Genomic DNA, 22,515 nt, shown 5'->3' with positions numbered 1-22,515 from the left:
AAACGAGGAATCAAGCCTTTGAAACAACGTCGCTATTTTTTCGCCGTCAGAAACCGATCGGTCCGACGGCAATGACAGGCCCGGTCGCTCGACCGGTCGGCGAGCCACCAAGTGGTTCGACGCTGACGGCGAGCACGGCGCCAGCGGCAAGGTCGCGGCGCAAGTTTGTGGGGACAGCCAGTTCGCCTTCGCCCGTCTGCGGCAGAACACCAAGCGAGCGCGGCGCGCCAGAGCCGACGATCAGCCAGAGTTCGAGCGACTTTTCCGCACCATCGCCGGCTGCCACGGGTGTCACGCTCAGCCGGCCGGATCGTTCGTCATAGCGGGCGAGCAGATTGACAGCACCATCCTCGCCCGCCATTTCGGCAACCAGCGGCGCTGGTTCCGGTGCCAGGCCAGGAGCCACAGCGAAAGCGGTAAACGCCGCCAATCCGGCGAACCCCGCCAACGAGAGGCCGCGCCAGAACGGCAAGGACTGCCAAACTCTCGTCCAAACAGAAGCAACCACCGCCGGACCGAAGAGCCGCGCCTCGATCTGCGCGAACGTCTGGGCCGGGACTGGCTCTTCCGCGTAGGTTTCGCTGAACTGTGAGAGGTTCTCCTCCCAGCGCCAGACGATGGCGGCGAATTGCCGGTCGCGACGCATGCGCTCCTCGACCTCACGCCTGGCGTCCGTATCCAAGGCACCCAGCACGTATTCGCCCGCCAGCACCTCGTCGCGGGATCGATCGCCCTTGCTCTGGTCCGGCCCTGTCATGTCTCCAAACACTCTCTCAATTTCAGCAGGCTGCGGCGAAGCCAGGTTCTCATTGTGTTCAACGGCACATTGAACCGATCGGCGAGCTCCTGATAGCTCAGTCCCTCGACATAGGCGTATCGTACCGCCTGCGCGCGCTCAGATTCCAACTGTTCCATGCACCTGTCAATGCGCTTTCCCTCGCTCGATATAACCGCCACCGTTTCCGGGTTATGGCCGGGATCGACGAGGTCTGCGGCTTCCTCGATCGTTGACGCCGGCCGGCGGACCACCCGCAGCCGGTCAATGCAATAGTGCCGGGCGATCGAATACAACCAGGCCATGGGGCTGGCACCGGTCCCCGCGAAGGTGTCAGCGCGCTGCCATATGCGCACGAAAACCTCCTGAAGGGCATCCTCGGCTTCGGCCCGATCTCGCAACATAAGAATGCAGACGGCAAAAAGTTTCGGTCCAGTCTCCCGATAGAGACCGGAAAACGCGTCGCGATCCTTGAGGGCGATCCGCCCCAGGAGCGCTGTCAAGTCGGCAGACATCAGCTCGCGTCCTCTTCCCGGGCACGCCATCGCCGGCGCGCGCTGCTACCTGTAGGCTACGAAGACGCGAGCGGGATGGATCATCCGCGCGTTATCTTCCGCCGTGATTATTCCATCGCGGTAGAGTTTACGCTAAAAGGCCGCGACAAACACAAGGGATGTTCCATGACCGCTTCGGAAGGTGAAATCCAGGCACGGCTGCTCGCCCAGGCGCTGCCTTACATGCAGCGCTACGAGAACAAGACGATCGTCGTGAAATACGGCGGCCACGCCATGGGCGATTCCGAGCTCGGCAAAGCATTCGCGGCCGACATCGCGCTGCTCAAGCAGTCGGGTGTCAACCCGATTGTCGTGCATGGTGGCGGGCCGCAGATCGGGGCGATGCTGACGAAGATGGGCATCGAATCGAAGTTCGAGGGCGGCCTGCGCGTCACCGACCAGAAGACGGTCGAGATCGTCGAAATGGTTCTCGCTGGATCGATCAACAAGGAAATCGTCGCCCTGATCAACCAGACCGGCGAATGGGCAATCGGGCTTTGCGGCAAGGACGGCAACATGGTCTTTGCCGAGAAGGCCAAGAAGACCATTACCGATCCGGACAGCAATATCGAGAGGGTCCTCGATCTCGGGTTCGTCGGTGAGGTGGTCGAGGTCGACCGTACCCTGCTCGACCTGCTCGCCAAGTCCGAGATGATCCCAGTGATCGCGCCGGTGGCTCCGGGCCGCGACGGACATACTTACAATATCAACGCCGATACGTTTGCCGGCGCGATCGCGGGCGCTCTGCGTGCTACCCGCCTGCTCTTCCTGACCGATGTTCCAGGCGTGCTGAACAAGAACGGCGAACTGATCAAGGAACTGTCCGTGTCCGAAGCCCGCGCGCTGATCAAGGATGGGACGATCTCCGGCGGCATGATCCCCAAGGTCGAAACCTGCATCGACGCGATCAATGCGGGCGTTCAGGGCGTCGTCATCCTGAACGGCAAGGTTTCGCACGCCGTGCTGCTCGAAATCTTCACCGAAGGTGGCGCGGGCACGCTCATCGTTCCCTGAGGACCAGCCCCGGTTCCGTCAGAGCGCGAACAGGCCGACGGGGCGCATCTTGCCTTCGTGGCGCAGGAGCCATTTCTTGCGCCACAGGCCGGCACCATAACCGACAAGGGATCCGTCCGATCCGATGCAGCGATGGCACGGGATGACGATCACGATGGGATTGGCGCCATTGGCCTTACCCACCGCGCGCACCGTTTCCATCCCGCCGACATTCCTGGCGATATCGCCATAGGAGCATGTCTCGGCGAGCGGGACCTTCAGCAGTTCGGACCAGACCGCCTTTTCGAACTCACTGCCGGCCGGACTGATCGGGACAGAGAAGTCGCTGCTCTCGCCAGCGAAATAGGCCTCCAGCTCCTGACCGATCGTCGATGTGACCGAATTTCCTTCCGGACGCACCTCGCCATGCCCATATCGAGACAGGGTCGCCCGGTCCTCGACTTCACCCTTCCGTTCAAAGAAGGAAAGGACACGCAGATGTGTGTCGTCGGCCACGGCGACAATGTCGCCGAGCGGTGAGGCAAACCACTGGGAAAACAAAGGCTGTCGGAAGACTTCAACGACGGTGTCCATCAGACGATCATAAGCCCACGATGCATTGTGGGCAACGCGATCACAGCAGAAGCAGCGCCAGAATGCCGAGCACGATCAGGAGGCAGCCGGCCAGTTCTAGCGCATTGATCTTCTCCTTGAAGACGAAGACCGAGGAGGCGAACGTGAAGAGCATCTCGATCTGAGCCAACGCCTTGACCACGGCAACCTGTTGCAGGGTCATGGCCGTGAACCATCCAAAGGATGCCGTGGCGCCGACGAAGCCGACAAGCAGGCCGACACGCCGTGCATCGACGACGCGACGCAGCTCATCCGGATCGTACCTCACCATCCAAATTAACATCGCGACGGCCTGGATCACGATCACGACGACGAGCGTGTAGCTCGCTTGCATGACGGCATCCGGATGTGGCAGGCTGGGAGCAAGCGCAAGCGACGCCTGGCGGTAGGCAATGCCCGAAATACCGAACAGGAAACCAGACATCAGGCCGATGCGGGCGGTTCGGCTGGCGACGGACGTCAGCAGCGAGGCTGGCGTGACCGCGGTTCGGGCGACGGAGATCAACATGACGCCCACCACCGAAATGACGATCGCCGCGATGACCGACCAGCCGATGCCCTCGCCGAACAGAAGCAGAGCGATGATGGCCGCCTGAGCGGGCTCCGTCCGGGAATAGGCTGTGCCGACGGCGAAGTTGCGGAAGGCGAAGAGATGGACAAGCAGGAAGGTCGCGGCGATTTGGGCGAAAGCGCCGAGGACGGCCCATAGCCCGAACGACGCATTCGGAACGGGAAGCGGCCGACCGAGCGCGAGGTGCAGGACAGCGAGATAAGCGAGCGCGAAGGGAACACCATAGCCAAAGCGTACGAAGGTAGCGCCCGTCGTGCCCATGCGTCCCTTCAGATGCTTCTGAAGAGCGGAGCGGAGGTTTTGCAGGAAGGCGGCTGCGACTGTGACGGGGATCCAGAGTTCCATGACAGCGGGCATACACCCGCCCCGACCCGTCGCCAAGGCCGGTTCGATCGTGAACGGTCCGGTCCCTTTTCTTTGCCCGCCGATCCGTGCATAACCGCCGGATGACCAACGCCCTCAGCACCACTGCCAATTCCGCCGACTTCGCCCATGTTACCGACTGGGTGTTCGATCTCGACAACACGCTCTATCCGCATCACATCAACCTGTTCGCACAGATAGACCGGAACATGACCGGGTTCGTGGCTGAACTGCTGCAACTGGAGCATGACGAAGCGAAGAAGTTGCAGAAGCAGTATTATCACGACCACGGGACGACGCTGGCGGGTCTGATGCTGCATCACGGCGTCAAACCCGACGCTTTTCTGGAGCGGGCTCACGCAATTGACTATTCGGCGCTGCTGCCGCATCCCGAGCTTGGTCGGTCGATCAAGGCACTGCCAGGGCGCAAATTCATATTTACGAACGGCACCGTGAAACACGCAGAAGCGGCGGCCGGGGCGCTTGGCATTCTCGATCACTTCGACCACATCTTCGACATTGTCGCGGCCGACTACGTGCCGAAGCCGGCCGGCAGCACATACGACAAGTTTCTGAACCTCAACCGCGTCGACACGAAGAACGCGGCGATGTTCGAGGATCTGCCGCGCAATCTCACCGTTCCCAAATCGCTTGGCATGCGGACGGTGCTGCTCGTGCCGCGCAATCTGGAAGATACCGTCCTCGAAAGCTTCGAGCGCGCGGACGCCAGCGATACCCAGGACGCGATCGACTACATCACGGACGATCTGACAGGGTTCCTGCAATCCATTCTGCTCCGCTAACTTTCGCAAAAGCTTACGAAAGTTTCATCTGCCTTACGGATGTTTAAGTAGGTCCGGCGATCTGCGGCTCCTATGCTCGTTTTCAGCAACGAGGAAAGGAATGGATCATGACCAAGACAAAGCTGATTATCGCGGGTATCGCCGCTAGCCTTGCGGTTGGCACATCGGCAGTGGCCTTTGCCGCGCCTGAAGGCAACGGACCTATGAAGGGTCAGGCCAGGGCCGCGATGTTTGTCCACATGCTGCAGCAGGCCGATACCGACAAGAATGGCCAGATTTCGCGTGACGAGGCGAACGCCGCGGTCGACAGGCTGTTCGTCGCCATCGATGCCGACAAGGACGGGTCACTAACACCGGGCGAGCTTCGCAAACATCGTCAGGCGATGATGCAAGACTGGCGCGAAGAACGCGACGAATGGCGGGCGCAGCGCCAGGATGACCGGGCCGAGCGCCGGCAACAGCGACGCGAGGAGCATGCAGGTCGCCATGGAGAAGGCAAAGACGGCGGACCTCGCTGGGGCTGGAACCGTTCCGAGGACGGACCCCGACATGGCTGGCGTGGCGAACATGGCCCGCAGCAGGCCGCAGGCAAGGGTCACGGCGGACCCGGTCCCATGGGCGGGCGGATGATGCGTCAGGCCGACGTCGACGAGAACGGGCAGATCAGCAAGCCGGAGGCCCTTGCCATGGCCGACAAGATGTTCGTTCGCATGGATCGCAACGATGATGGTGTCATCTCTGCCGACGATTTCCCGAAAAATCCTGGCTGGCTGCGCTAATTCCACCGTTCGCAGTCAGAAGTAGGAGCTGCTCGCCGCAAGGCGGGCGGCTTCTTCCGTTCAGTGTTCGTAGTAGTCGCTGATGATTTTCCAGGCCTGTTCCGCCGTCTCGGCGAAGTTGAGCAGGGCAACATCCTCCGGCGCGATGGTGCCGAATTCGGCCAAGGCCTCAAAATTCACGATCCCGCGCCAGAAGGCTTCACCAAAGAGGATCAGCGGGATCGGCGCCATGCGCTTGGTCTGGATAAGGGTCAATGATTCAAACAGCTCGTCGAGCGTGCCAAAGCCACCCGGAAAAATCGTGATCGCCTTGGCACGCATGAGAAAATGCATTTTGCGGATGGCGAAGTAGTGGAAGTTGAAGCTGAGGTCCGGCGTGACAAACGGGTTCGGCGCCTGTTCGTGCGGCAGTACGATGTTGAGACCGATAGAGGGTGCTGCGACCTCGGCGGCGCCGCGATTGCCGGCCTCCATCACGCCGGGGCCACCACCGGTGACAACCACGTATTCGCGGTGATCGTGCGTGGCGGAATGCTCGGAGCAGAGGCGGGCGAATTTGCGCGCCTCCTCGTAGTAAACCGAGGCGGCCTCCAGGTTTTTCCGCTGGACGTCGTTTCGTGCGGCCCAGGCGGACTGGCCAGGCGCCGGGATGCGCGCGCCGCCAAACATGACGACCGTGGACTTGATGCCCTTTTCGGACAGGATCATTTCCGCCTTGAGAAGCTCGAGCTGCAAGCGGACCGGACGCAGCTCCTCGCGGCACATAAAGTCGTCGTCGGCATAAGCGAGGCGATAGGACGGCGACACGGACTGAGGGGTCTTCGGAACAACCGAGGCGCTCCGGCGGTCTTGCGAACTGTCTTTCAGAGGGTCCCAGACCCCATCCTTGCGTCTTGGTTCGCCGTTTCTTGCCTTTGCCATTCCCATGCCTTTCAGATGCGTCAATCACGGGCTCACATCTGGCCATCCGTCATTGACGCCTTGAAACCAGCCGTGTCCGCAGAAACGACAACGCCGGCGACGGGGATATGTTTTCATCCCCGTGCGAATGCGCTAGAGCAGATCGCCGGTCCGATTGCCGTCCGAACCTGACGATAGACAACGAAGTTTAAGGAATTCCCATGAGCGCCACGGAACACTCCGCTCTCGAGCACGTCATCGAAGCCGCCTTTGACAATCGCGACACCGTCAACACGTCGACCAAAGGCGAGGTCCGCGACGCTGTCGAGTCAGCGCTCGAGTTGCTCGACAGCGGCAAGGCGCGAGTCGCCACGCGCGGCGACGACGGAAACTGGACCGTGCACCAGTGGCTGAAGAAAGCGGTGCTGCTTTCCTTCCGCCTCAATGACATGGAGGTCGTTCCCGGCGGCCCGGGCGCGTCCACGTGGTGGGACAAGGTGCCTTCGAAGTTCGAAGGCTGGGGCGAAAACCAGTTCCGCGGTGCCGGCTTCCGCGCCGTGCCGAACGCCGTCGTTCGCCGCTCGGCCTATATCGCGCCGAACGCGATCCTGATGCCCTCCTTCGTCAACCTCGGCGCCTATGTCGGCGAAGGCACGATGGTCGACACCTGGGCCACCGTCGGCTCCTGCGCCCAGATCGGCAAGCATGTACATCTGTCGGGTGGCGTCGGCATCGGCGGGGTACTGGAGCCGATGCAGGCCGGTCCGACGATCATCGAGGACAATTGTTTCATCGGCGCCCGTTCGGAAGTGGTTGAGGGCTGCATCATTCGCGAGGGATCGGTGCTTGGGATGGGCGTCTTTATCGGCAAGTCGACCAAGATCGTCGACCGCGCGACCGGTGAGATCACCTATGGCGAAGTGCCGCCATATTCCGTGGTCGTCGCAGGCTCGCTGCCGGCCGACAAGCCGATGGCAAACGGCAAGCCGGGTCCCGCGCTCTACTGCGCCGTGATCGTCAAGCGCGTCGACGAGAAGACCCGTTCAAAGACCGGCATCAACGAACTTCTGCGGGACTGACAATGACGGCTGCGGCGGCCCGGCAAGCGAGTGTAGGATGGCTGTTCTTCAGCCCGTCCGGCAGGGCGGGGCGGCTGGTGTTCATCCTCGGCTGGCTGTTCTGGATGATGGTGAATTCCTACACGCTGACCAAGGCGACGCTGTCGCAGGACGAGGACGGCACCATGCCCGTCTGGGGCTTCGTCTTCATCGTCAGCGTCGTGCTCTCCGTCGCCTCGGCAATCATGATGACCATCAAACGGCTTCACGACGTCGGACTTCCCGCTCCGGTATCGGTGTTGATGGTGGTGCCGATCCTCTCGTTTGTTTTCCTGTTCGCGCTCTGCCTCTGGCCCTCGTCACCCGGCTCCAACAGGTTCGGACCGCAAACGGACTGGCCGCAGTCCTGATCCCGGTGACGAGACCCTTTCTGTCGCAGGGCTCGCCGGATGACAGAGGCGAGCCAATCGGATAAACCTCCGAACGACCTCCCGGCCCGTTTGGCCCCCAGCTTCGTGAACGTCATGGCATCCCAAGATCCGATCGAGAATCTGCAAACCCTCATACGCTGCCCATCTGTGACGCCGGCTGAAGGCGGCGCACTGTCCGCTCTTCAGTCGATGCTTGAGCCGCTCGGCTTCGCGGTTTCCCGGATCATCGCAACCGATGCCAATACGCCTGACATCGAGAACCTCTATGCGCGTATCGGCAGTGAGGGACCACACCTTATGTTCGCCGGCCATACCGATGTGGTGCCGGTAGGCGCGGAGAGCGACTGGAGCCGTCCGCCCTTCGGGGCGGAGATTGCCGACGGCATGCTCTACGGGCGTGGCGCCGTCGACATGAAAGGTGGGATCGCCTGCTTCGTTGCGGCTGTTGCGCGGGTGATCGCACGAAAGGGACAGCCGGAAGGATCGATCTCGCTTCTGATCACCGGCGACGAGGAAGGTCCGGCGATCAACGGCACAATCAAGCTGCTGGAATGGGCGGTGTCAAAGGGCGAGCGCTGGGATGCCTGCCTTGTTGGCGAACCGACCAATCCGGACCAGTTGGGCGACATGATCAAGATCGGACGACGCGGTTCGCTCTCCGCCGCGATCACGGTGCAAGGGGTGCAGGGCCATGCGGCCTATCCTCATCTCGCCGACAATCCGGTACGCGGCATCATCCGGCTTACCGAAGCGCTGATGCATCCGCCCTTCGACCACGGCACGGACAATTTCCAGCCGTCGAATCTGGAGGTGACGTCGATCGATGTCGGCAATCCGGCGACGAACGTTATTCCCGCCAAGGCGACGGCGCGTTTCAACATCCGCTTCAACGATACATGGACGGCGGAGAGCCTACAGGCGGAAATAGAGCGTAGGCTGGCAGAGGCGGCGGCCGATACGATGCTCCGGCCGGGCCGGGAACCGCTTCGCTATGAACTCGCGTGGGCCGAGCGTCCCAGCCACGTCTTCCTGACTCGAGACGATGCGTTGATCGGGTCACTCAGCCAGGCGGTCGAGGTCGTGACGGGAATGACGCCAAAGCTGTCGACGACAGGCGGGACATCGGATGCGCGCTTCATCAAGGACTACTGCCCGGTCGTGGAATTTGGCCTGGTGGGGCAGACCATGCACATGGTGGACGAACGCGTCGCGGTCGCCGATCTGGAAACGTTGACGCGGATCTACGAGACCTTCATCGAAAACTGGTTCGCGCATGCCGGGCGTTAGGGAAGTCCAGCATTACCTGACAGGGCTCTGGCTGCTGCTCTGGCAAGATCCGAAAGGTTTCCAGCATCTCGATCTCAGCGACAGGGGCGCGCTGCGCTCGTTCTGGTCGATCGTCTACGCCCTGCCGGCCATTGCAATCTCCTGGTTATGGTTGCGCCGCGGCTATCTGGCCGCAATGCCCGAAGGAACGAGCGCCGACGCGCTCTATTTCTTCCGCCTGGCACTCGTTGAGGGGCTCAACTGGATCGTGCCGCTCGTGCTCGCGGGCGCTCTTGCCTGGGCGATCGGCATCGGCTCGCGTTACTCCGCGATCGTGACGGCCGTGAACTGGCTAACTCTACCGTTCAGCTACGCCTACGCGTTTCTCATACTGCTTTTGATGATCGCGCCGATGCTCAGCGGTTTGGTGGCGTTGCTGTGGCTTTTCCTGCTGCTGGCCCTCATCGGCGTCTACATGCGCGTCCTGCAGATGATCTGCGACGGCCATCTGCTGACCGCAGCGGCGACGACCCTGCTTCTTCTCGTTCCCTCGATACTTCTTTCCGATATCGTCGAACGGTTTCTCGGCGTCTATCCGGGCTGACTTGTGTCAGTCCTCGTCGCCGGGATAGTCGACCTTCATGAAGTAAAGCCCCTCGGGCGGAGCCACCGGACCGCAGGCCGCCCGATCGCGGGCTTCCAGCGCCGCACGCACATCGCCGACACTCATCCTGCCCTCGCCCGCCAGTTTCAGCGTGCCCGCGAAGGATCGGATCTGGTTGTGGAGGAAGCTCTGGGCGGATGCGCTGATCTCGATCAGATCGCCGCTGCGCGACACGTCGAGCCGATCGAGCGTGCGCATCGGGCTCTTTGCTTGGCAATGGGCCGAGCGAAAGGTCGTGAAGTCGTGGTGGCCGACGAGCTGTTGCGCCGCCTCGTGCATCTGTTCGTGGTCCAGCGGTTTTGGCACCCACCATGCGCGGTTGGCCTCGATGGCTAGGCGCGAAGGCCGACAAATGATGCGGTAGAGATAATGGCGGCGGAGGGCCGAGAACCGAGCATCGAATTCGTCCGATACTTCGACAACATCAATGATAGATACTGCTTGCGATGCCAAGGCAAGATGCGCGTTCAGGGCATTCCTGAGCTTGTAAGGCACCCAGGTGCGGGAAAGATCGGCGTGGATGACCTGACCCCGCGCGTGCACGCCGGAATCGGTGCGGCCGGCAGCGCGGATCGATACCGTCTCTGCGGTCAACGAGAGGATCGCCGTCTCGACGGCTTCCTGGACGGAGAGCCCGTTTTCCTGCCGCTGCCAGCCGACATAGGATGAGCCATCATATTCGACCGTCATGCGGTAACGGGGCATCAGACGAGCCTCGTGCCGGCCGGAACCGGCGTTCCCCGCAGGAATTCCGCCGCGTCGAGTGGTTTGCCGCCGGCCTTCTGAAGGCGCGTCAAAGCGACGGCGCCATCTGCACAGGCCACGACCAGCCGTCCGGCCGAGGCGGAAACGATCTCTGGGTCGAGCACCTCTCCAGGGATCCCCTTCGCCCCTTCGAGCCGTTCGCTGGCGAGAACTTTGACGCGCTCCCGCCGTCCACCGAGATCAACGTCGAACCGGGCGCCGGGAAAGGGTGAGAGCCCGCGGATGCGGTCGTGAACTTCGCGGGCCGGACGATTGAAATCGATCCGTGTTTCGCCCTTGTCGATCTTGGCTGCGTAGACGACCCCCTCTTCCGACTGAGGTACCAAAGGCATGTTTCCCGCCTCAAGCCTTGCCATCGCCTCGACCATAGCCTCGGCGCCTGCTTCCATCAGTCGGTCATGCAATTCTCCCGCAGTCATATCAGGCGAGATCGCCAGCCGGCGCGTGAGAGCCACGGGGCCGGTATCGAGGCCCTTCTCCATCTTCATGACCATCATGCCGGTTTCCGCGTCGCCAGCCATGATCGCTCTTTGGATGGGAGCGGCACCACGCCAACGTGGAAGAAGAGAGGCGTGGCCGTTATAGCAGCCAAGCCTCGGCGCCGAGAGCACGGCCTCCGGCAGCAGCAGACCATACGCCACCACAACGGCGACATCGGCATCGTGCGACCGGAATACCTCGCGCTCTTCCTCGCCTTTGAAGTTCAGCGGTGTATGGACGGGTATCCTGAGCGCCTCGGCCGCCAGATGAACGGGCGATTTCTGCAAATAAAGGCCGCGGCGGCCACCGGGCCGGGGCGGCTGGGTATAGGCGGCTACGACATCGTGTCCAGCCTTTACCAACGCCTGAAGCGTCGGGACGGAGAACTGCGGCGTTCCCATGAAAACGATACGGAGAGCCATGCCCACCTCGGTTGCTCGTCGCCAAGACGCGACGATGCTGTCAGAGCTTGCCGCCGGACTTCGCGGCCTTGGTGAACTTCTTGATCACCATCTCACGTTTCAGCCGGGAGATGTGGTCGATGAAGAGTACACCGTTCAGGTGATCGATCTCGTGTTGCAGGCATGTCGCCAGCAGACCGTCTGCTTCGGTGACGATTTCCTTGCCATCACGATCGAGCGACTTGACCGTGACCTTCGCAGGGCGCTCGACTTCCGCGTAGTAGTCCGGGATTGAAAGACATCCCTCCTCGTAGACCGAGCGCTCGTCGGAAGAGGCTATGATCTCCGGATTGATGAAGACCAGCGGCTCGCGAGGATCTCCCTCGCGGGACACGTCGATGACCAGCATGCGACGGGGGATCCCGATCTGGATCGCAGCAAGACCGATCCCTGGCGCGTCGTACATCGTTTCGAGCATGTCGTCGGCGAGTTTCTGCAGGTCCGTGTCGACACGTTCAACCGGCGCGGAAACTTGGCGCAGGATGGGATCTGGAAGAATGATAAGAGGCTTGATCGTCATGGCCATCCCTTAGCCGATCTCTTCGCGCTATGGAATCGAAAAACGCCTGTCACGGAAGCGCCGGGGGCGCCTGCGGATCAGGCCGCGCGAGCGGATGAAGCGCGGCGCGTTCCCGATCCCCTAAGTTCCCCACCGCGCGGTTCCTGACGCGTCCTGAGATCACCGAGCAGGGCGACCAGATGCGCCACTTCGCTGCGTAAACGTTGCGTTTCATGCGACGTCTGACCGACCATATCGGCGTTCTGCTGCGTCAATTCGTCGATGTTGCGCGTGGCTAGATTAACGTCGTTCAGCGCCTGGGCCTGATCGCGGGCCGATGTCGCGATGTCCGACACGATCGTATTGATCGCCGTGATGCGTTCGATGATATCGGTGAGAGCCGAGCCAGTGTTGCTGACAAGATCGACACCGACGTTAACCTGGTCGCTGGACTGGGTGATGAGCGCCTTGATCTCCTTGGCCGCATCGGCGCTGCGCTGGGCCAGCGAGCGAACTTCCTGCGCGACGACAGCAAAGCCCTTGCCGGCGTCGCCAGCTCGCGCCGCCTCGACGCCGGCATTCAATGCCAGAAGGTTGGTCTGGAAGGCGATTTCATCGATAACGCCAATAATCTTGGAGATTTCGCTGGCGGACCGCTCGATCCCGGCCATCGCGTCGATGGCCTTGTCAACAACGGCGCCCGAACTGCGAGCCTGATCCTGAGCATCCTTGACCACAGCGGAGGCGCGCTGGGCATTGGAGGCCGTCTGGCTGACACTCACTGACAACTGCTGCAGGGCGGTCGAGCTCTCCTGAAGTCCTGCGGCCTGACGGTTTGTCCGATCGGCGAGATTCCCCGATGTGCCCGCAATGTTCTCCGTGCCGTCGAGTATTTCCTCGGATGCCCGACGAATTGCGGCAAAGGATTCGTTCAGCCGTTCGACGGTCTGGTTGTAGTCGACCGCCATCTGGCGGAAATTTTCGGGCAGATCGGTGGTCATCTTCGATTCGAAATCGCCGCGCGCCAGAGCCTCCAGACCCTTGCGAAGGTGATCCATCGCCACTTTTTGGTCCGCCTCGTATCGCTGGCGGTCCTGTTCCAATTGCTGGCGCTGCTGCTCCAGCGCCTCGAGATAGACCGATATGGAGTAATCCATATCGAGCATGGATGCCTTGACCAGCGCGCCGAGTTTCCGGCTCAGCGCTTCGGCGTGCCTGCGGCCGAAGCGAAACGGCCAGTGCTTGTGCAGAACCCGGTCGATCAGCCCGACCAGCAGCATCGAATAGCCGCCAATGTACCAGCGGGGTTCCAAACCCGTGCGGGCATGCGCCCGACCTATGGATGTGACGCCGTCGACATAGGCACGATCGAATCTGCCACTCGCAACCTTGCCCCAGTGTCCAACCTGCGCATTCTTCGCCGCCGCCATGTGGCTGCCGTCGCGGAAGAATCGGGCGAGTCGCGGATGCGCGCCTACCTTGGCGTAGAAGGCATCGAGCACCGGGCCGAGCTCTGTATCGAGCGTCGGTCGCAATTCCGTCAGGGTCTCGCAACTCTTCTCGTCCAGATCAAGAAACGCCAGGCGCTCCGATAGCGCTTGATCCTGCAGGTCATTCATCGCTTCAATCTCTCAAGAGTTATGCGGCAGCCAAGCCGAGCCCTCAACATGCTGAACGACCGGTAAATAACATATAAAGAACCCTATGAAATTTATGGCTTGGGGATAATCGGGGCGACAGGTCGCAGGATTGCGATGCCAGCAGCCTCCGTTCTTGTTTTGATCTGTTGTCTGAGCGCGAATCTGATAGGGTGCCGGCATGGACACGCAGCAACTCTTCCTCGACCTTCCGATCCTCAGGATCGGCGATCTCATGCTTACGGCCGGACACCTACTGCTGGCGGCCGTAATTTTAGTTATTCTGACGATCGCGACGATATTGTTCGTGCTGCGTGGAGCTGCGAGGTCAAGGGCGCTCGCCGCTGAGGAGGCGCTACGCAGGGAAGCGGCGGCGGAGGCGCGGATGGCTGAGCTTCTGAAGATCCAGTCGGAGATGCAGGGACGCATCTCTGCCATGACCGAGGTTTTCAGCAGCCGGCAATCCGAGTTCAACCAGGCCGTCAACCAGCGCCTTGACGGCATGGCCGGGCGGATCGGCGCGACGATCACAGAACAGACAAAATCGACCCACGAAAATCTGCGCCACCTGCAAGAGCGACTGGCGGTCATCGACGCAGCACAGAACAATATCCAGTCGCTCGCCAAGGACGTCGTCGGCCTTCAGGCGATTCTCTCCAACAAGCAGACCCGCGGCGCCTTCGGGCAGTCACGCATGGAAACGATTGTCGCGGACGGCCTGCCCATGGGCGCCTATGCTTTCCAGACGACGCTCTCGAACGGATCGCGTCCGGACTGCACCATCCGAATGCCGAACAACTCGCCGCCGCTGGTGGTGGACGCCAAGTTTCCCCTGGAGGCATGGAATGCCATCCGCGATGCGCAATCGTCGGACGAAAAGAAAACGGCCAGCCAGCAATTCCGCCGGGATATCGAGGTCCATATCAGGGACATCTCCGAAAAGTATTTGATCGCCGGGGAGACGCAGGAGATGGCGTTCCTTTTCGTGCCGTCGGAATCGATCTTTGCCGAGATCCACGAGAACTTTGAAGGGGTCGTACAGAAGGCGCACAAGCAGCGCGTCGTCATCGTCTCTCCTTCCCTGCTTATGCTGTCGATCCAGGTCATCCAGGCGGTTTTGAAAGACCAGCGGATGCGCGAGCAGGCGCACCTCATACAGGGCGAGGTGATCCACCTGATGGAGGACCTGGCAAGGCTGGACGACCGGACGCGCAAGCTTCAGAGTCATTTCCTGGCCGCCCAGAAGGACGTCGACATGATCCTGACCTCGGCCGACAAGCTCAACAGGCGTGGTGCGAAAATCGAGGCGCTGGAGTTCGAGTCGGCGGGCGGCAAGACCTCTGGTGGTGACGGGGGTGGCGCGCCACCAAGCGTCGAAAGCCGGACCGGAATGTTGAAGCTCAGAGTGGTTGACGACGAGTGATCCTTGTCGAATAACTCCTGCCGACAACTGAAGGCGCGCGCATGATCACTGTTTTCGGCTCCATCAACATGGATCTCATCGCAACCAGCGAAAGATTGCCCCAACCAGGCGAAACGGTTGCCGGCAAGACTTTTTCGACGGCGGCAGGCGGCAAGGGTGCGAACCAGGCGCTGGCTGCCACGCGCGCTGGCGCGAAGGTCCGGATGGCGGGTGCTGTCGGACGAGACGGATTTGCCGATGACGCGCTGGCGCTGCTTGCAGAGGCCGGTACAGACCTGTCCCTAGTAAAGAAGGTGGATAAGCCTACAGGCACGGCACTCATCTTGGTCAGTGCTGATGGCGAGAACATGATCGTCGTCGTTCCGGGTGCCAATGGCGATGTGAATGGCGATGATGCGGAGAAGGCGATCGGGAAGCTTGGTCATGACGATATCCTGATGTTGCAGCTGGAGGTGCCGACGGAGGCCATCGACAAGGCCCTTCGTCTCGCGCGCGACAAGGGTATCAAGACGATCCTCAACATCGCACCGCTGACACCGGACGCGGCGAGGGTGGCACGGCTTGCCGATATCGTCGTCGCCAATGAAACGGAGTTCGAGCGACTGGCTGCACGAAGCGGGATGAGCGCCGAGGAACGCCGACATGAACTTTTGCGCGTCCACCGGGAAACCGGCCAAATCGTGGTGGTGACGCTGGGAGCTGACGGCGTCATCGCGGCGAAGGACGGTGATCTCGTTGCGGTACCCGGCCTTGAGATCGTGCCCGTCGATACCGTGGGGGCGGGCGACACGTTTTGCGGCTATCTCGCCGCTGCCGTCGATCAGGGACTGGAATTCAAGACCGCTCTGCGTCGGGCCGCCGTCGCGGGTTCCCTGGCCTGCCTGAAACCCGGCGCACAGCCGGCCATCCCCACCTCGGACGACGTCGCAGCGCGCCTTTAGATCCCCTTTGCGCCATCGCATGTCGCACTGCAGCAAAACAAGCGAATGCAGCGCCTTCCGACGCCTGCCGTTCAAAGACTTTTAAGGACTGCTGCATAGCCTCGCGGCGGGTTCATCCCTTGCATGTCTTCCGTTCGGCTCCATGAAGGGGCGTTCAACACACCGCATCCGAATTTCCGGAACCGCGGCGCCGTCGCTCGAGGCAAACCGATGCTTTTCAAGAACATGTCAATTGCAACCAAGCTTCTCGTCGTCACCGGGCTCGCCATCGCGCTGGTTCTGGTGTTTTCTAACCTCGTGTTGATTTCCCAAACACGTGATCGTGTCGAGGTCCTGACGATGGACCAGGCTCGGATCGAAGCGAAAGCGATCGCCAATGAAGTCGCGGCCGACGTCGGCGCGATGGCGAGCGCCGCGCGCTCCATGGCCGGTGTCATCGGTCGCGGACACGAAGGGCAGTCCTTCGACCGGAAGGGCGCGATCAACATCCTCAAGGCCAATGTCGAGCAAAATCCGTTCGCTTTTGGCAGTTGGTTCTGCGAGGCGGAGAAGGCCTTTGATGGCAAGATGGAGGAACTGGCGGGCCAGACCGATCTCGGCGCGAACGACAAGGGCGTCTTCACCCCTTACTGGTCGAAGACACAGGCCGGCGGCATTCAGTTCTCGACATTCAACAACGACTATGCTGCCGAGTGGTACAAGCTGGCGGCGGATTCCGGGAAAGGCGCCATCACCGCGCCGTACCTGGCCGAGGGTACCGAAGTTCCGACGACAATGAGCTCGATCGCCTATCCGGTGATGTCCGCCGGCAAGATGATCGGCGTCGCGGGCGTGGACATCTCACTTCTGTCCCTGTCCAACAAGCTGAAGGCGATCAAGCCGTTCGGCGATGGTCGCGTGCTTCTGGTCGCACAAGGCGGTCAGTGGCTGGTGGCGCCCAATGACGAGCTTCTGATGAAGCCCTATGAGGAGGCGGGCGCGCCTGTGCTGGCGGCCGCGCTTTCCGGCGGTCAGAGTGAACTTTTGGCCGACTTGGAAGGAGCCGACGGAGCAAGCTTCGACCGACTTATCTATCCGTTCGCGGTGCCGGGCGTGAACACCACCTGGGCCGTCATCGTCGACGTGCCGAAGAGCGCGATCAGCGGACCGGTCAATGCGCAGACCCAGTTGATGGTCGTCGGCGGATTGATCGTCCTGCTGGCGGTCGTTGCCGCACTCTGGGCTGCCGTGCGGAGTTTCGTGCAGCGGCCGCTGCACGGCCTCATTAGTTCGGTCAACACACTCAGCAATGGTCGCTATGAAGAGCCGGTTGCAAGCCAAGATCGCGCTGACGAAATTGGCCTCGTCGCGAAGTCGCTCGAAGGCTTCCGCCACCGGCTTGCCGACGCCCGTGTTCTGGAAGGCGAGACGCTTCGCCAACGGGAGGCCGCCGAAAAGCAGCGGCATCAAACCGAAGCAGAGCGCGAGGCATCCGCCGCGCAGCAGCAACATATCGTCTCCGTGCTCGGCACCGGCCTCGCGGCTTTGTCCGAAGGACAGCTTACCTATCGGATCACCGAGGAGTTCCCAGCTGAATATGCAAAGCTGCGGTCCGACTTCAATGCGACGGTTGCGAGCCTCGAGGAAACCCTGAAGGCTGTCAGCGTAGCCGTAAACAGCATCAACAGCGGCACCGGGGAGATCAGCCGTGGCGCCAACGATCTCTCGAAGCGGACAGAACAGCAGGCGGCAAGCCTCGAGGAGACAGCGGCGGCGCTCAACGAACTGACCGAGCAGGTCAATTCGAGCGCCGACAATGCCGACACCGCGGCAAAGACCGTCAACCTCGCCTGCCGCGACGCGGAGGCCTCCGGAGAGGTTGTAAGCCGCGCCGTGGCCGCCATGAATGGTATTGCGCAATCATCCCAGGAAATTTCGCGGATCATCAGCGTTATCGACGAGATCGCGTTCCAGACCAACCTGCTGGCGCTGAACGCCGGCGTTGAAGCAGCCCGCGCCGGTGAAGCCGGCAAGGGTTTTGCCGTCGTCGCACAGGAAGTACGTGAGCTTGCCCAGCGCTCCGCTCAGGCGGCGAAGGAAATCAAGACGCTGATCAACACCTCCGGTTCGCAGGTCTCCGAAGGAGTCGAACTCGTCGGCCAGGCCGGCAACACGCTGCAAAAGATCGCCGAACAGGTCATGCAGATCAACGGCCTGGTGCTACAGATTTCGGCATCCGCGAGCGAGCAGGCCGTGGGGCTCAAGGAAATCAATTCGGCGGTCAACCAGATGGACCAGGTGACGCAGCAGAATACGGCGATGGTGGAGGAAACGTCCGCCGCGAGCCAGATGCTGAATGCCGAAGCGGAGAACCTGAAGTCGCTGATCACGCGGTTCCGCGTCAGCGACGCATCCATGACCGCGGGGCTGCAGACAATGGCGACAACATTGCGGTCGGCGGCGGACCGTTCTGTCCCTGTCCGCGCGGCCTCCCGCCCGGTCGTACGGCCGGCAGTGGCGAACGCCAAAGTCGCCGAGGACTGGGAAGAGTTCTGAGAAGCTACCAGGTTGACCAAGGACCGAAGGGTCGCCGACAATCGGCGACCCTTCTATTTTGGTCAGATGCGGGAAAACCGGTCGGTCAACAGAGCGAAGAATCCGTCCGAATCCACATTGCGCATGACACGGGCATTGGCCGGGCGTCCGGATACACGCCACCAGTCGACAACCGTCATGCCCATGGTCAACTCCGACGCGGTCTCGATCTCAACATTGCAGTCACGGCCGGAGAAAAGCTCGGGCTCAAGCAGATAGGCGATAACGGTCGGATCGTGCAGAGGGCCGCCGTCTGAACCGTATTTTTCCTCGTCGAAACGCTCGAAGAACTCCAGCCATTCCACCATCACCTTCGCCGGACGAGTGCCGATGGCGGCGATCCGGGACACACGCGCCTTGGTCGTCATCAATTGATGCGTGACGTCGAGCGGCATCACGACCAGCGGCACTCCCGAGCGGAAAACGATCTCCGCCGCATGGGGATCGACATAGATGTTGAACTCTGCGGCTGGCGTAATGTTACCGCCCTCGAAATAACCACCGCCCATCATGACGATCTCCCGGATGCGCGGCGCGACATCAGGCGCACGCTCAAGAACATTGCCGATATTCGACAGCGGGCCGAGTGTGCAGAGCGTTACCGTTCCAGCCGGCTCCTTGCGCAGGGTCTCGATGATGAAGTCCACCGCGTGCTCAGACTGCACCGCCATGGTCGGTTCAGGCAATTCGGCTCCGTCGAGGCCCGTCTTGCCGTGAACGTGCTCGGCCGTCACCAGATCGCGGCGCATCGGCCTGTCAACACCTTCATATACCTTGACATCGGTCCGGCCGCACAGTTCGCAGACCACCCGGGCGTTGCGGCTCGTCAGCCGGAGCGGCACATTGCCCGCGACGACTGTGATGCCGAGGATTTCCAGTTCGCCCGGGCTCGCGAAGGCGAGCATGATCGCGGCGGCGTCATCCTGTCCTGGATCGGTATCGATGATGATCTTTCTGGGTGACGTCATGGGTGCGTTTCCTGGCTCGCAAAAGTGGCCTGAAAATCACCGGGAGCGACATTTGTCAAGTTTGGCCTACACTTGCAGCAGAGGCGGACGCCGCCCATATAGCGACTGAACGATCAGCCCCTCGCGCGACACCAGAGGCATTCATGGCAGGATCACGAGATCAATCGGCACCGCGGCGGGTCCTCGCCTTTGGTCGTCTGGTGATCGAAGCCCGGCGGGGTGACGGTTACCCTCCCTATGATATAGAGCGCCTGCCGGACGGTGCAGGCGCGCGACTGCGGCTGACGATAGCCGTCGCGGGCTTCGATGCTTCGGAACTCGACATCCGGATCGCCGGCGGCGAGCTCGTCATCCGCGGGCGTCATGAAGATCAAGGCGAAGCCGACTATCTTTTTCGCGGTATAGCCGCGCGACAGTTCCAGCGGACATTCCTGCTTCCTCCAGGTGCGGATGTAGCCTCCGCGCGCCTCTCTAGGGGTCTCCTGGCGATCGAACTGGTCGAGCCCGATCATGTCGAAACGGTGCGAAAAATTAACATTTCCCGGTCAAAATGATCATCAACGGCCTGATGTGCCGTTGCTCCCACACCGTGGAGGATCGGAATGTTATTGAGAGAAGTTACTGCCCGGCTGACGCAATCCGAACTGGCGCATCTCGGCTCAGGCGAAATCGGCTACATCCGGAAAATGCGCTCGGAGGAAGTGGCCCGCTGTTTCCCGGAAGCGCCTGATATCGATCCCAGCCTCGATCTTTGGGCACTGTTCGGAGCGGACGGCACCCCAATCCTGTTGACCGACAACCGGTCCAGCACGTTCTACAAGGCCGCCGAAGACGAGTTGAAGACAGTCAGCCTGCACTGATATCAGCGAGGCTGCGACTGACAGTGTCATTCGGCCTGATCAACCCGTTCGAATGTGAGGTAGGCTGAAGAGCGGCCTTCACGTCTGGCCTTGGCTTCGTATCGCGTGCCAGGCCACCCGGCGAAGGCCGTCAACCAGTCCGAAGACTGCCGCGCCGTCCAGGCGAAACCACCATGATCGCGACAGTGAATCAACACCCAGTTCACGTAGGTGTCGATGTCTGATGCAAAGCAGAACAGACCGCCAGGCTTCAATACCCGGTGGAAGCGGTCGAGGTTGACCTGCGAAACAAAGCGCCGCTTCCAGTGTTTGCGCTTCGGCCATGGGTCGGGGTAGAGAAGATAGATCTGGTCGATACAGCCGTCTGGCAACCAGTCCAGCAATTCGGTGGCATCATCATCGTAAACACGAATATTGGTGAGTCCCTTGTCCTCGACACTCGCCAGAAGCTTGGCCATCGAGTTGACGAACGGCTCGACGCCGATGAAGCCGGTGGCAGGCTCGGACGATGCCCTGTGGACAAGATGTTCGCCACCGCCAAACCCGATTTCGAGCCGAATCCGCTCGACGGGCCGCGGAAACAGGTCCGCCAGGTTTTCAGGCGTCTCCGCAGACAGATCGACTTTCAGCGCAGGCAGGAGAGTCTCCATGCGCCCGACCTGCTGCTCGCGCAAAGGCTTGCCTTTGCGGCGACCGAAGAAGGCCTCGGTCGCCCGTGTGCGGCGGACTTCCCCGTCCGAAGAACTGCTCACTGCTTGACCGCGTCCTTGAGGGCTTTCACGAGATCGAGCTTCTCCCAGGAGAAGGAACCGTCGCGTCCGGCCTTGCGACCAAAATGACCATAGGCCGAGGTCTTGGCATAGATTGGCTTGTTCAGGTCAAGATGGCGTCGGATACCCGTCGGCGACAAGTCCATGACGCTGCGGATCGCCTTTTCGACCTGTTCCTCGGTGACCTTGCCGGTTCCATGAAGATCGACGTAAATCGCCAGCGGCTGGGCAATGCCGATCGCGTAGGCGATCTGGATCGTGCAGCGGTCGGACAGACCGGCCGCGACAACGTTCTTGGCAAGATAACGAGCGGCATAGGCGGCAGAACGGTCAACCTTCGTGGTGTCCTTGCCGGAGAAGGCGCCACCGCCGTGAGGCGCAGCTCCGCCATAGGTGTCGACGATAATCTTGCGTCCGGTCAGGCCAGCATCGCCATCAGGGCCGCCAATGACGAACTTGCCGGTCGGGTTGATGTACCACTTGCAGTCGGCCGCGATCTTCAGGTCACCGAGAGCCTCGCGAATGTAGGGCTCGACAACCGTCCGCACCTTCTTGGAATCCCAGTTTTCCTCGAGGTGCTGGGTCGAGAGAACGATGGAGGTCACCTCAGACGGTTTGCCGTCGACATACTTCACTGTGACCTGGCTCTTCGCGTCCGGGCCGAGCTTCGCAGCGTCGCCCTCCCCCTTCTTGCGGGCAGCGGAAAGTAACTGCAGGATCTTGTGCGCGTAGTAGATGGGCGCAGGCATGAGATCCGGCGTCTCCCGGCAGGCATAGCCGAACATGATGCCTTGGTCGCCGGCACCTTCGCTGTTGTCGTGATCAGCCGCCTTGTCGACGCCCTGAGCGATATGGGCAGACTGAAAATGCAGCAACACGTCGATCTTCGCCGTCTTCCAATGGAAACCGGACTGCTCGTAACCAATATCGCGGATAGCCTTGCGGGCGGCAGACTTGAACTTCGACGGGTTGATGACATCCGCTCCGTTCTTGTCCTTCTTCATCAGGCTAGGGGGAAGTCGCACCTCACCCGCTATGACAACCTTATTCGTCGTCGCCAGGGTTTCGCACGCCACGCGGACAGTCCAAGGATCGACACCGGTCTTGGCCGCTTCCCGATAGACCAGATCAACAATCTCGTCGGAAATGCGATCGCATACCTTGTCGGGATGCCCTTCCGAAACGGATTCGCTGGTGAAAAGATAGTTCGCGCGCATGCGGGATTCCCCTCAAAGAACAAGCCATGATCTTGTTAGTCATTTCACTGCCGAAAAACAAGCGCACAACGACATAAATATGTCTTTATATCCTTTCTTTATCGTTGATTTCAGGCATAAAAAAAGCGGC

Annotated in this window: 24 protein-coding genes; 11 read left to right on the top strand and 13 right to left on the bottom strand. The window is 61.3% G+C overall.

The window, feature by feature from the left end; translation table 11 throughout:
- Nucleotides 1–46: 46 nt before the first annotated feature.
- Entirely contained in the window at nucleotides 47–757 is a 711-nt protein-coding gene (locus tag J5J09_RS03690; protein ID WP_208548342.1) for an anti-sigma factor, read from the bottom strand.
- Nucleotides 754–1,293, bottom strand: coding sequence for a sigma-70 family RNA polymerase sigma factor (locus J5J09_RS03685; protein ID WP_208553028.1), 540 nt, complete (start codon nucleotides 1,291–1,293; stop codon nucleotides 754–756). The genes J5J09_RS03690 and J5J09_RS03685 overlap by 4 nt, the downstream gene beginning before the upstream one ends.
- 162 nt (nucleotides 1,294–1,455) lie before the next feature.
- On the opposite strand from J5J09_RS03685, the gene argB reads away from it, so the two are divergent.
- A complete protein-coding gene (argB, locus tag J5J09_RS03680) occupies nucleotides 1,456–2,343 on the top strand; it encodes an acetylglutamate kinase (RefSeq protein ID WP_208548341.1) in 888 nt (295 codons plus the stop codon).
- Between the two features lie 18 nt (nucleotides 2,344–2,361).
- On the opposite strand, the gene J5J09_RS03675 is transcribed toward argB, so the two are convergent.
- Both J5J09_RS03675 and J5J09_RS03670 read right to left on the bottom strand, forming a co-directional pair.
- A complete protein-coding gene (locus tag J5J09_RS03675; RefSeq protein WP_208548340.1) occupies nucleotides 2,362–2,916 on the bottom strand; it encodes a methylated-DNA--[protein]-cysteine S-methyltransferase in 555 nt (184 codons plus the stop codon).
- A 40-nt stretch (nucleotides 2,917–2,956) separates the two neighbouring features.
- A complete protein-coding gene (locus J5J09_RS03670; RefSeq protein ID WP_208553026.1) occupies nucleotides 2,957–3,871 on the bottom strand; it encodes an EamA family transporter in 915 nt (304 codons plus the stop codon).
- Between the two features lie 101 nt (nucleotides 3,872–3,972).
- Here J5J09_RS03670 and J5J09_RS03665 point away from each other — a divergent pair, with 101 nt between their 5' ends.
- Together J5J09_RS03665 and J5J09_RS03660 are read left to right on the top strand one after the other, a co-directional pair.
- Nucleotides 3,973–4,692: a pyrimidine 5'-nucleotidase gene (locus J5J09_RS03665; RefSeq protein ID WP_208548339.1), complete on the top strand. Its 720-nt coding sequence runs from the start codon at nucleotides 3,973–3,975 to the stop codon at nucleotides 4,690–4,692.
- 107 nt (nucleotides 4,693–4,799) lie between these two features.
- On the top strand, nucleotides 4,800–5,471 hold the full coding sequence (locus tag J5J09_RS03660; RefSeq protein ID WP_208548338.1) for a calcium-binding protein: 672 nt from the start codon (nucleotides 4,800–4,802) through the stop codon (nucleotides 5,469–5,471).
- 60 nt (nucleotides 5,472–5,531) lie between these two features.
- Here the strand turns inward: J5J09_RS03660 and J5J09_RS03655 are convergent, their stop codons facing one another.
- Nucleotides 5,532–6,392, bottom strand: coding sequence for an LOG family protein (locus J5J09_RS03655; protein ID WP_208548337.1), 861 nt, complete (start codon nucleotides 6,390–6,392; stop codon nucleotides 5,532–5,534).
- 200 nt (nucleotides 6,393–6,592) lie between these two features.
- Between J5J09_RS03655 and dapD the strand changes: the two genes are divergently transcribed.
- The 4 genes from dapD (at nucleotide 6,593) to J5J09_RS03635 (ending at nucleotide 9,730) form a co-directional block, all read left to right on the top strand.
- Nucleotides 6,593–7,450, top strand: coding sequence for a 2,3,4,5-tetrahydropyridine-2,6-dicarboxylate N-succinyltransferase (gene dapD, locus J5J09_RS03650; RefSeq protein WP_208548336.1), 858 nt, complete (start codon nucleotides 6,593–6,595; stop codon nucleotides 7,448–7,450).
- Nucleotides 7,451–7,452: 2 nt separating this feature from the next.
- The gene (locus J5J09_RS03645; protein WP_208548335.1) at nucleotides 7,453–7,839 is read left to right on the top strand and encodes a DUF805 domain-containing protein; all 387 of its coding nucleotides are present in this window, start codon (nucleotides 7,453–7,455) and stop codon (nucleotides 7,837–7,839) included.
- A gap of 114 nt (nucleotides 7,840–7,953) precedes the next feature.
- The gene (gene dapE, locus J5J09_RS03640) at nucleotides 7,954–9,147 is read left to right on the top strand and encodes a succinyl-diaminopimelate desuccinylase (RefSeq protein WP_208548334.1); all 1,194 of its coding nucleotides are present in this window, start codon (nucleotides 7,954–7,956) and stop codon (nucleotides 9,145–9,147) included.
- Nucleotides 9,134–9,730, top strand: coding sequence for a hypothetical protein (locus J5J09_RS03635; protein ID WP_208548333.1), 597 nt, complete (start codon nucleotides 9,134–9,136; stop codon nucleotides 9,728–9,730). Before dapE ends, J5J09_RS03635 begins: the two co-directional genes overlap by 14 nt.
- Nucleotides 9,731–9,736: 6 nt before the next feature.
- Here the strand turns inward: J5J09_RS03635 and truA are convergent, their stop codons facing one another.
- From truA to J5J09_RS03615, 4 genes are all read right to left on the bottom strand, one after another.
- Nucleotides 9,737–10,495 (bottom strand): tRNA pseudouridine(38-40) synthase TruA, encoded by a 759-nt coding sequence (gene truA / locus J5J09_RS03630; RefSeq protein ID WP_208548332.1) that lies wholly within the window; start codon nucleotides 10,493–10,495, stop codon nucleotides 9,737–9,739.
- Complete coding sequence (fmt, locus tag J5J09_RS03625) at nucleotides 10,495–11,457, bottom strand: methionyl-tRNA formyltransferase (RefSeq protein ID WP_208548331.1); 963 nt, start codon at nucleotides 11,455–11,457, stop codon at nucleotides 10,495–10,497. Before fmt ends, truA begins: the two co-directional genes overlap by 1 nt.
- Nucleotides 11,458–11,497: 40 nt before the next feature.
- Complete coding sequence (def, locus tag J5J09_RS03620) at nucleotides 11,498–12,016, bottom strand: peptide deformylase (protein ID WP_208548330.1); 519 nt, start codon at nucleotides 12,014–12,016, stop codon at nucleotides 11,498–11,500.
- Between the two features lie 77 nt (nucleotides 12,017–12,093).
- Nucleotides 12,094–13,614 carry a globin-coupled sensor protein gene (locus tag J5J09_RS03615; RefSeq protein WP_208548329.1) on the bottom strand — a complete coding sequence of 507 codons (1,521 nt, stop codon included), beginning with the start codon at nucleotides 13,612–13,614 and terminating at the stop codon, nucleotides 12,094–12,096.
- A 253-nt stretch (nucleotides 13,615–13,867) separates the two neighbouring features.
- Between J5J09_RS03615 and J5J09_RS03610 the strand changes: the two genes are divergently transcribed.
- The 3 genes from J5J09_RS03610 (at nucleotide 13,868) to J5J09_RS03600 (ending at nucleotide 18,531) form a co-directional block, all read left to right on the top strand.
- Entirely contained in the window at nucleotides 13,868–15,055 is a 1,188-nt protein-coding gene (locus J5J09_RS03610; protein ID WP_246745898.1) for a DNA recombination protein RmuC, read from the top strand.
- A 41-nt stretch (nucleotides 15,056–15,096) separates the two neighbouring features.
- Nucleotides 15,097–15,996, top strand: a complete 900-nt coding sequence (locus tag J5J09_RS03605; protein ID WP_208548327.1) for a ribokinase — start codon at nucleotides 15,097–15,099, stop codon at nucleotides 15,994–15,996.
- Between the two features lie 210 nt (nucleotides 15,997–16,206).
- Nucleotides 16,207–18,531, top strand: coding sequence for a methyl-accepting chemotaxis protein (locus tag J5J09_RS03600; protein WP_208548326.1), 2,325 nt, complete (start codon nucleotides 16,207–16,209; stop codon nucleotides 18,529–18,531).
- A 62-nt stretch (nucleotides 18,532–18,593) separates the two neighbouring features.
- Here J5J09_RS03600 and J5J09_RS03595 read toward each other — a convergent pair whose 3' ends face one another.
- Nucleotides 18,594–19,538: a nucleoside hydrolase gene (locus J5J09_RS03595; RefSeq protein WP_208548325.1), complete on the bottom strand. Its 945-nt coding sequence runs from the start codon at nucleotides 19,536–19,538 to the stop codon at nucleotides 18,594–18,596.
- Nucleotides 19,539–19,690: 152 nt separating this feature from the next.
- Nucleotides 19,691–20,050, bottom strand: a complete 360-nt coding sequence (locus J5J09_RS22755; protein WP_246745781.1) for a hypothetical protein — start codon at nucleotides 20,048–20,050, stop codon at nucleotides 19,691–19,693.
- A 90-nt stretch (nucleotides 20,051–20,140) separates the two neighbouring features.
- On the opposite strand from J5J09_RS22755, the gene J5J09_RS03585 reads away from it, so the two are divergent.
- Entirely contained in the window at nucleotides 20,141–20,398 is a 258-nt protein-coding gene (locus J5J09_RS03585) for a DUF1150 family protein (RefSeq protein ID WP_208548323.1), read from the top strand.
- A gap of 26 nt (nucleotides 20,399–20,424) precedes the next feature.
- Here J5J09_RS03585 and trmB read toward each other — a convergent pair whose 3' ends face one another.
- Both trmB and metK read right to left on the bottom strand, forming a co-directional pair.
- Nucleotides 20,425–21,150: a tRNA (guanosine(46)-N7)-methyltransferase TrmB gene (trmB, locus tag J5J09_RS03580; RefSeq protein WP_208548322.1), complete on the bottom strand. Its 726-nt coding sequence runs from the start codon at nucleotides 21,148–21,150 to the stop codon at nucleotides 20,425–20,427.
- Nucleotides 21,147–22,385: a methionine adenosyltransferase gene (gene metK, locus J5J09_RS03575; protein ID WP_208548321.1), complete on the bottom strand. Its 1,239-nt coding sequence runs from the start codon at nucleotides 22,383–22,385 to the stop codon at nucleotides 21,147–21,149. The genes trmB and metK overlap by 4 nt, the downstream gene beginning before the upstream one ends.
- Nucleotides 22,386–22,515 lie beyond the last annotated feature (130 nt).

The sequence above is a fragment of the Ciceribacter sp. L1K22 genome (assembly GCF_017599385.1).
Taxonomy (GTDB): domain Bacteria; phylum Pseudomonadota; class Alphaproteobacteria; order Rhizobiales; family Rhizobiaceae; genus Allorhizobium.
The sequence above is the reverse complement of the archived record's forward strand: the minus strand, read 5'-3'. Positions and strand labels throughout refer to the sequence as shown.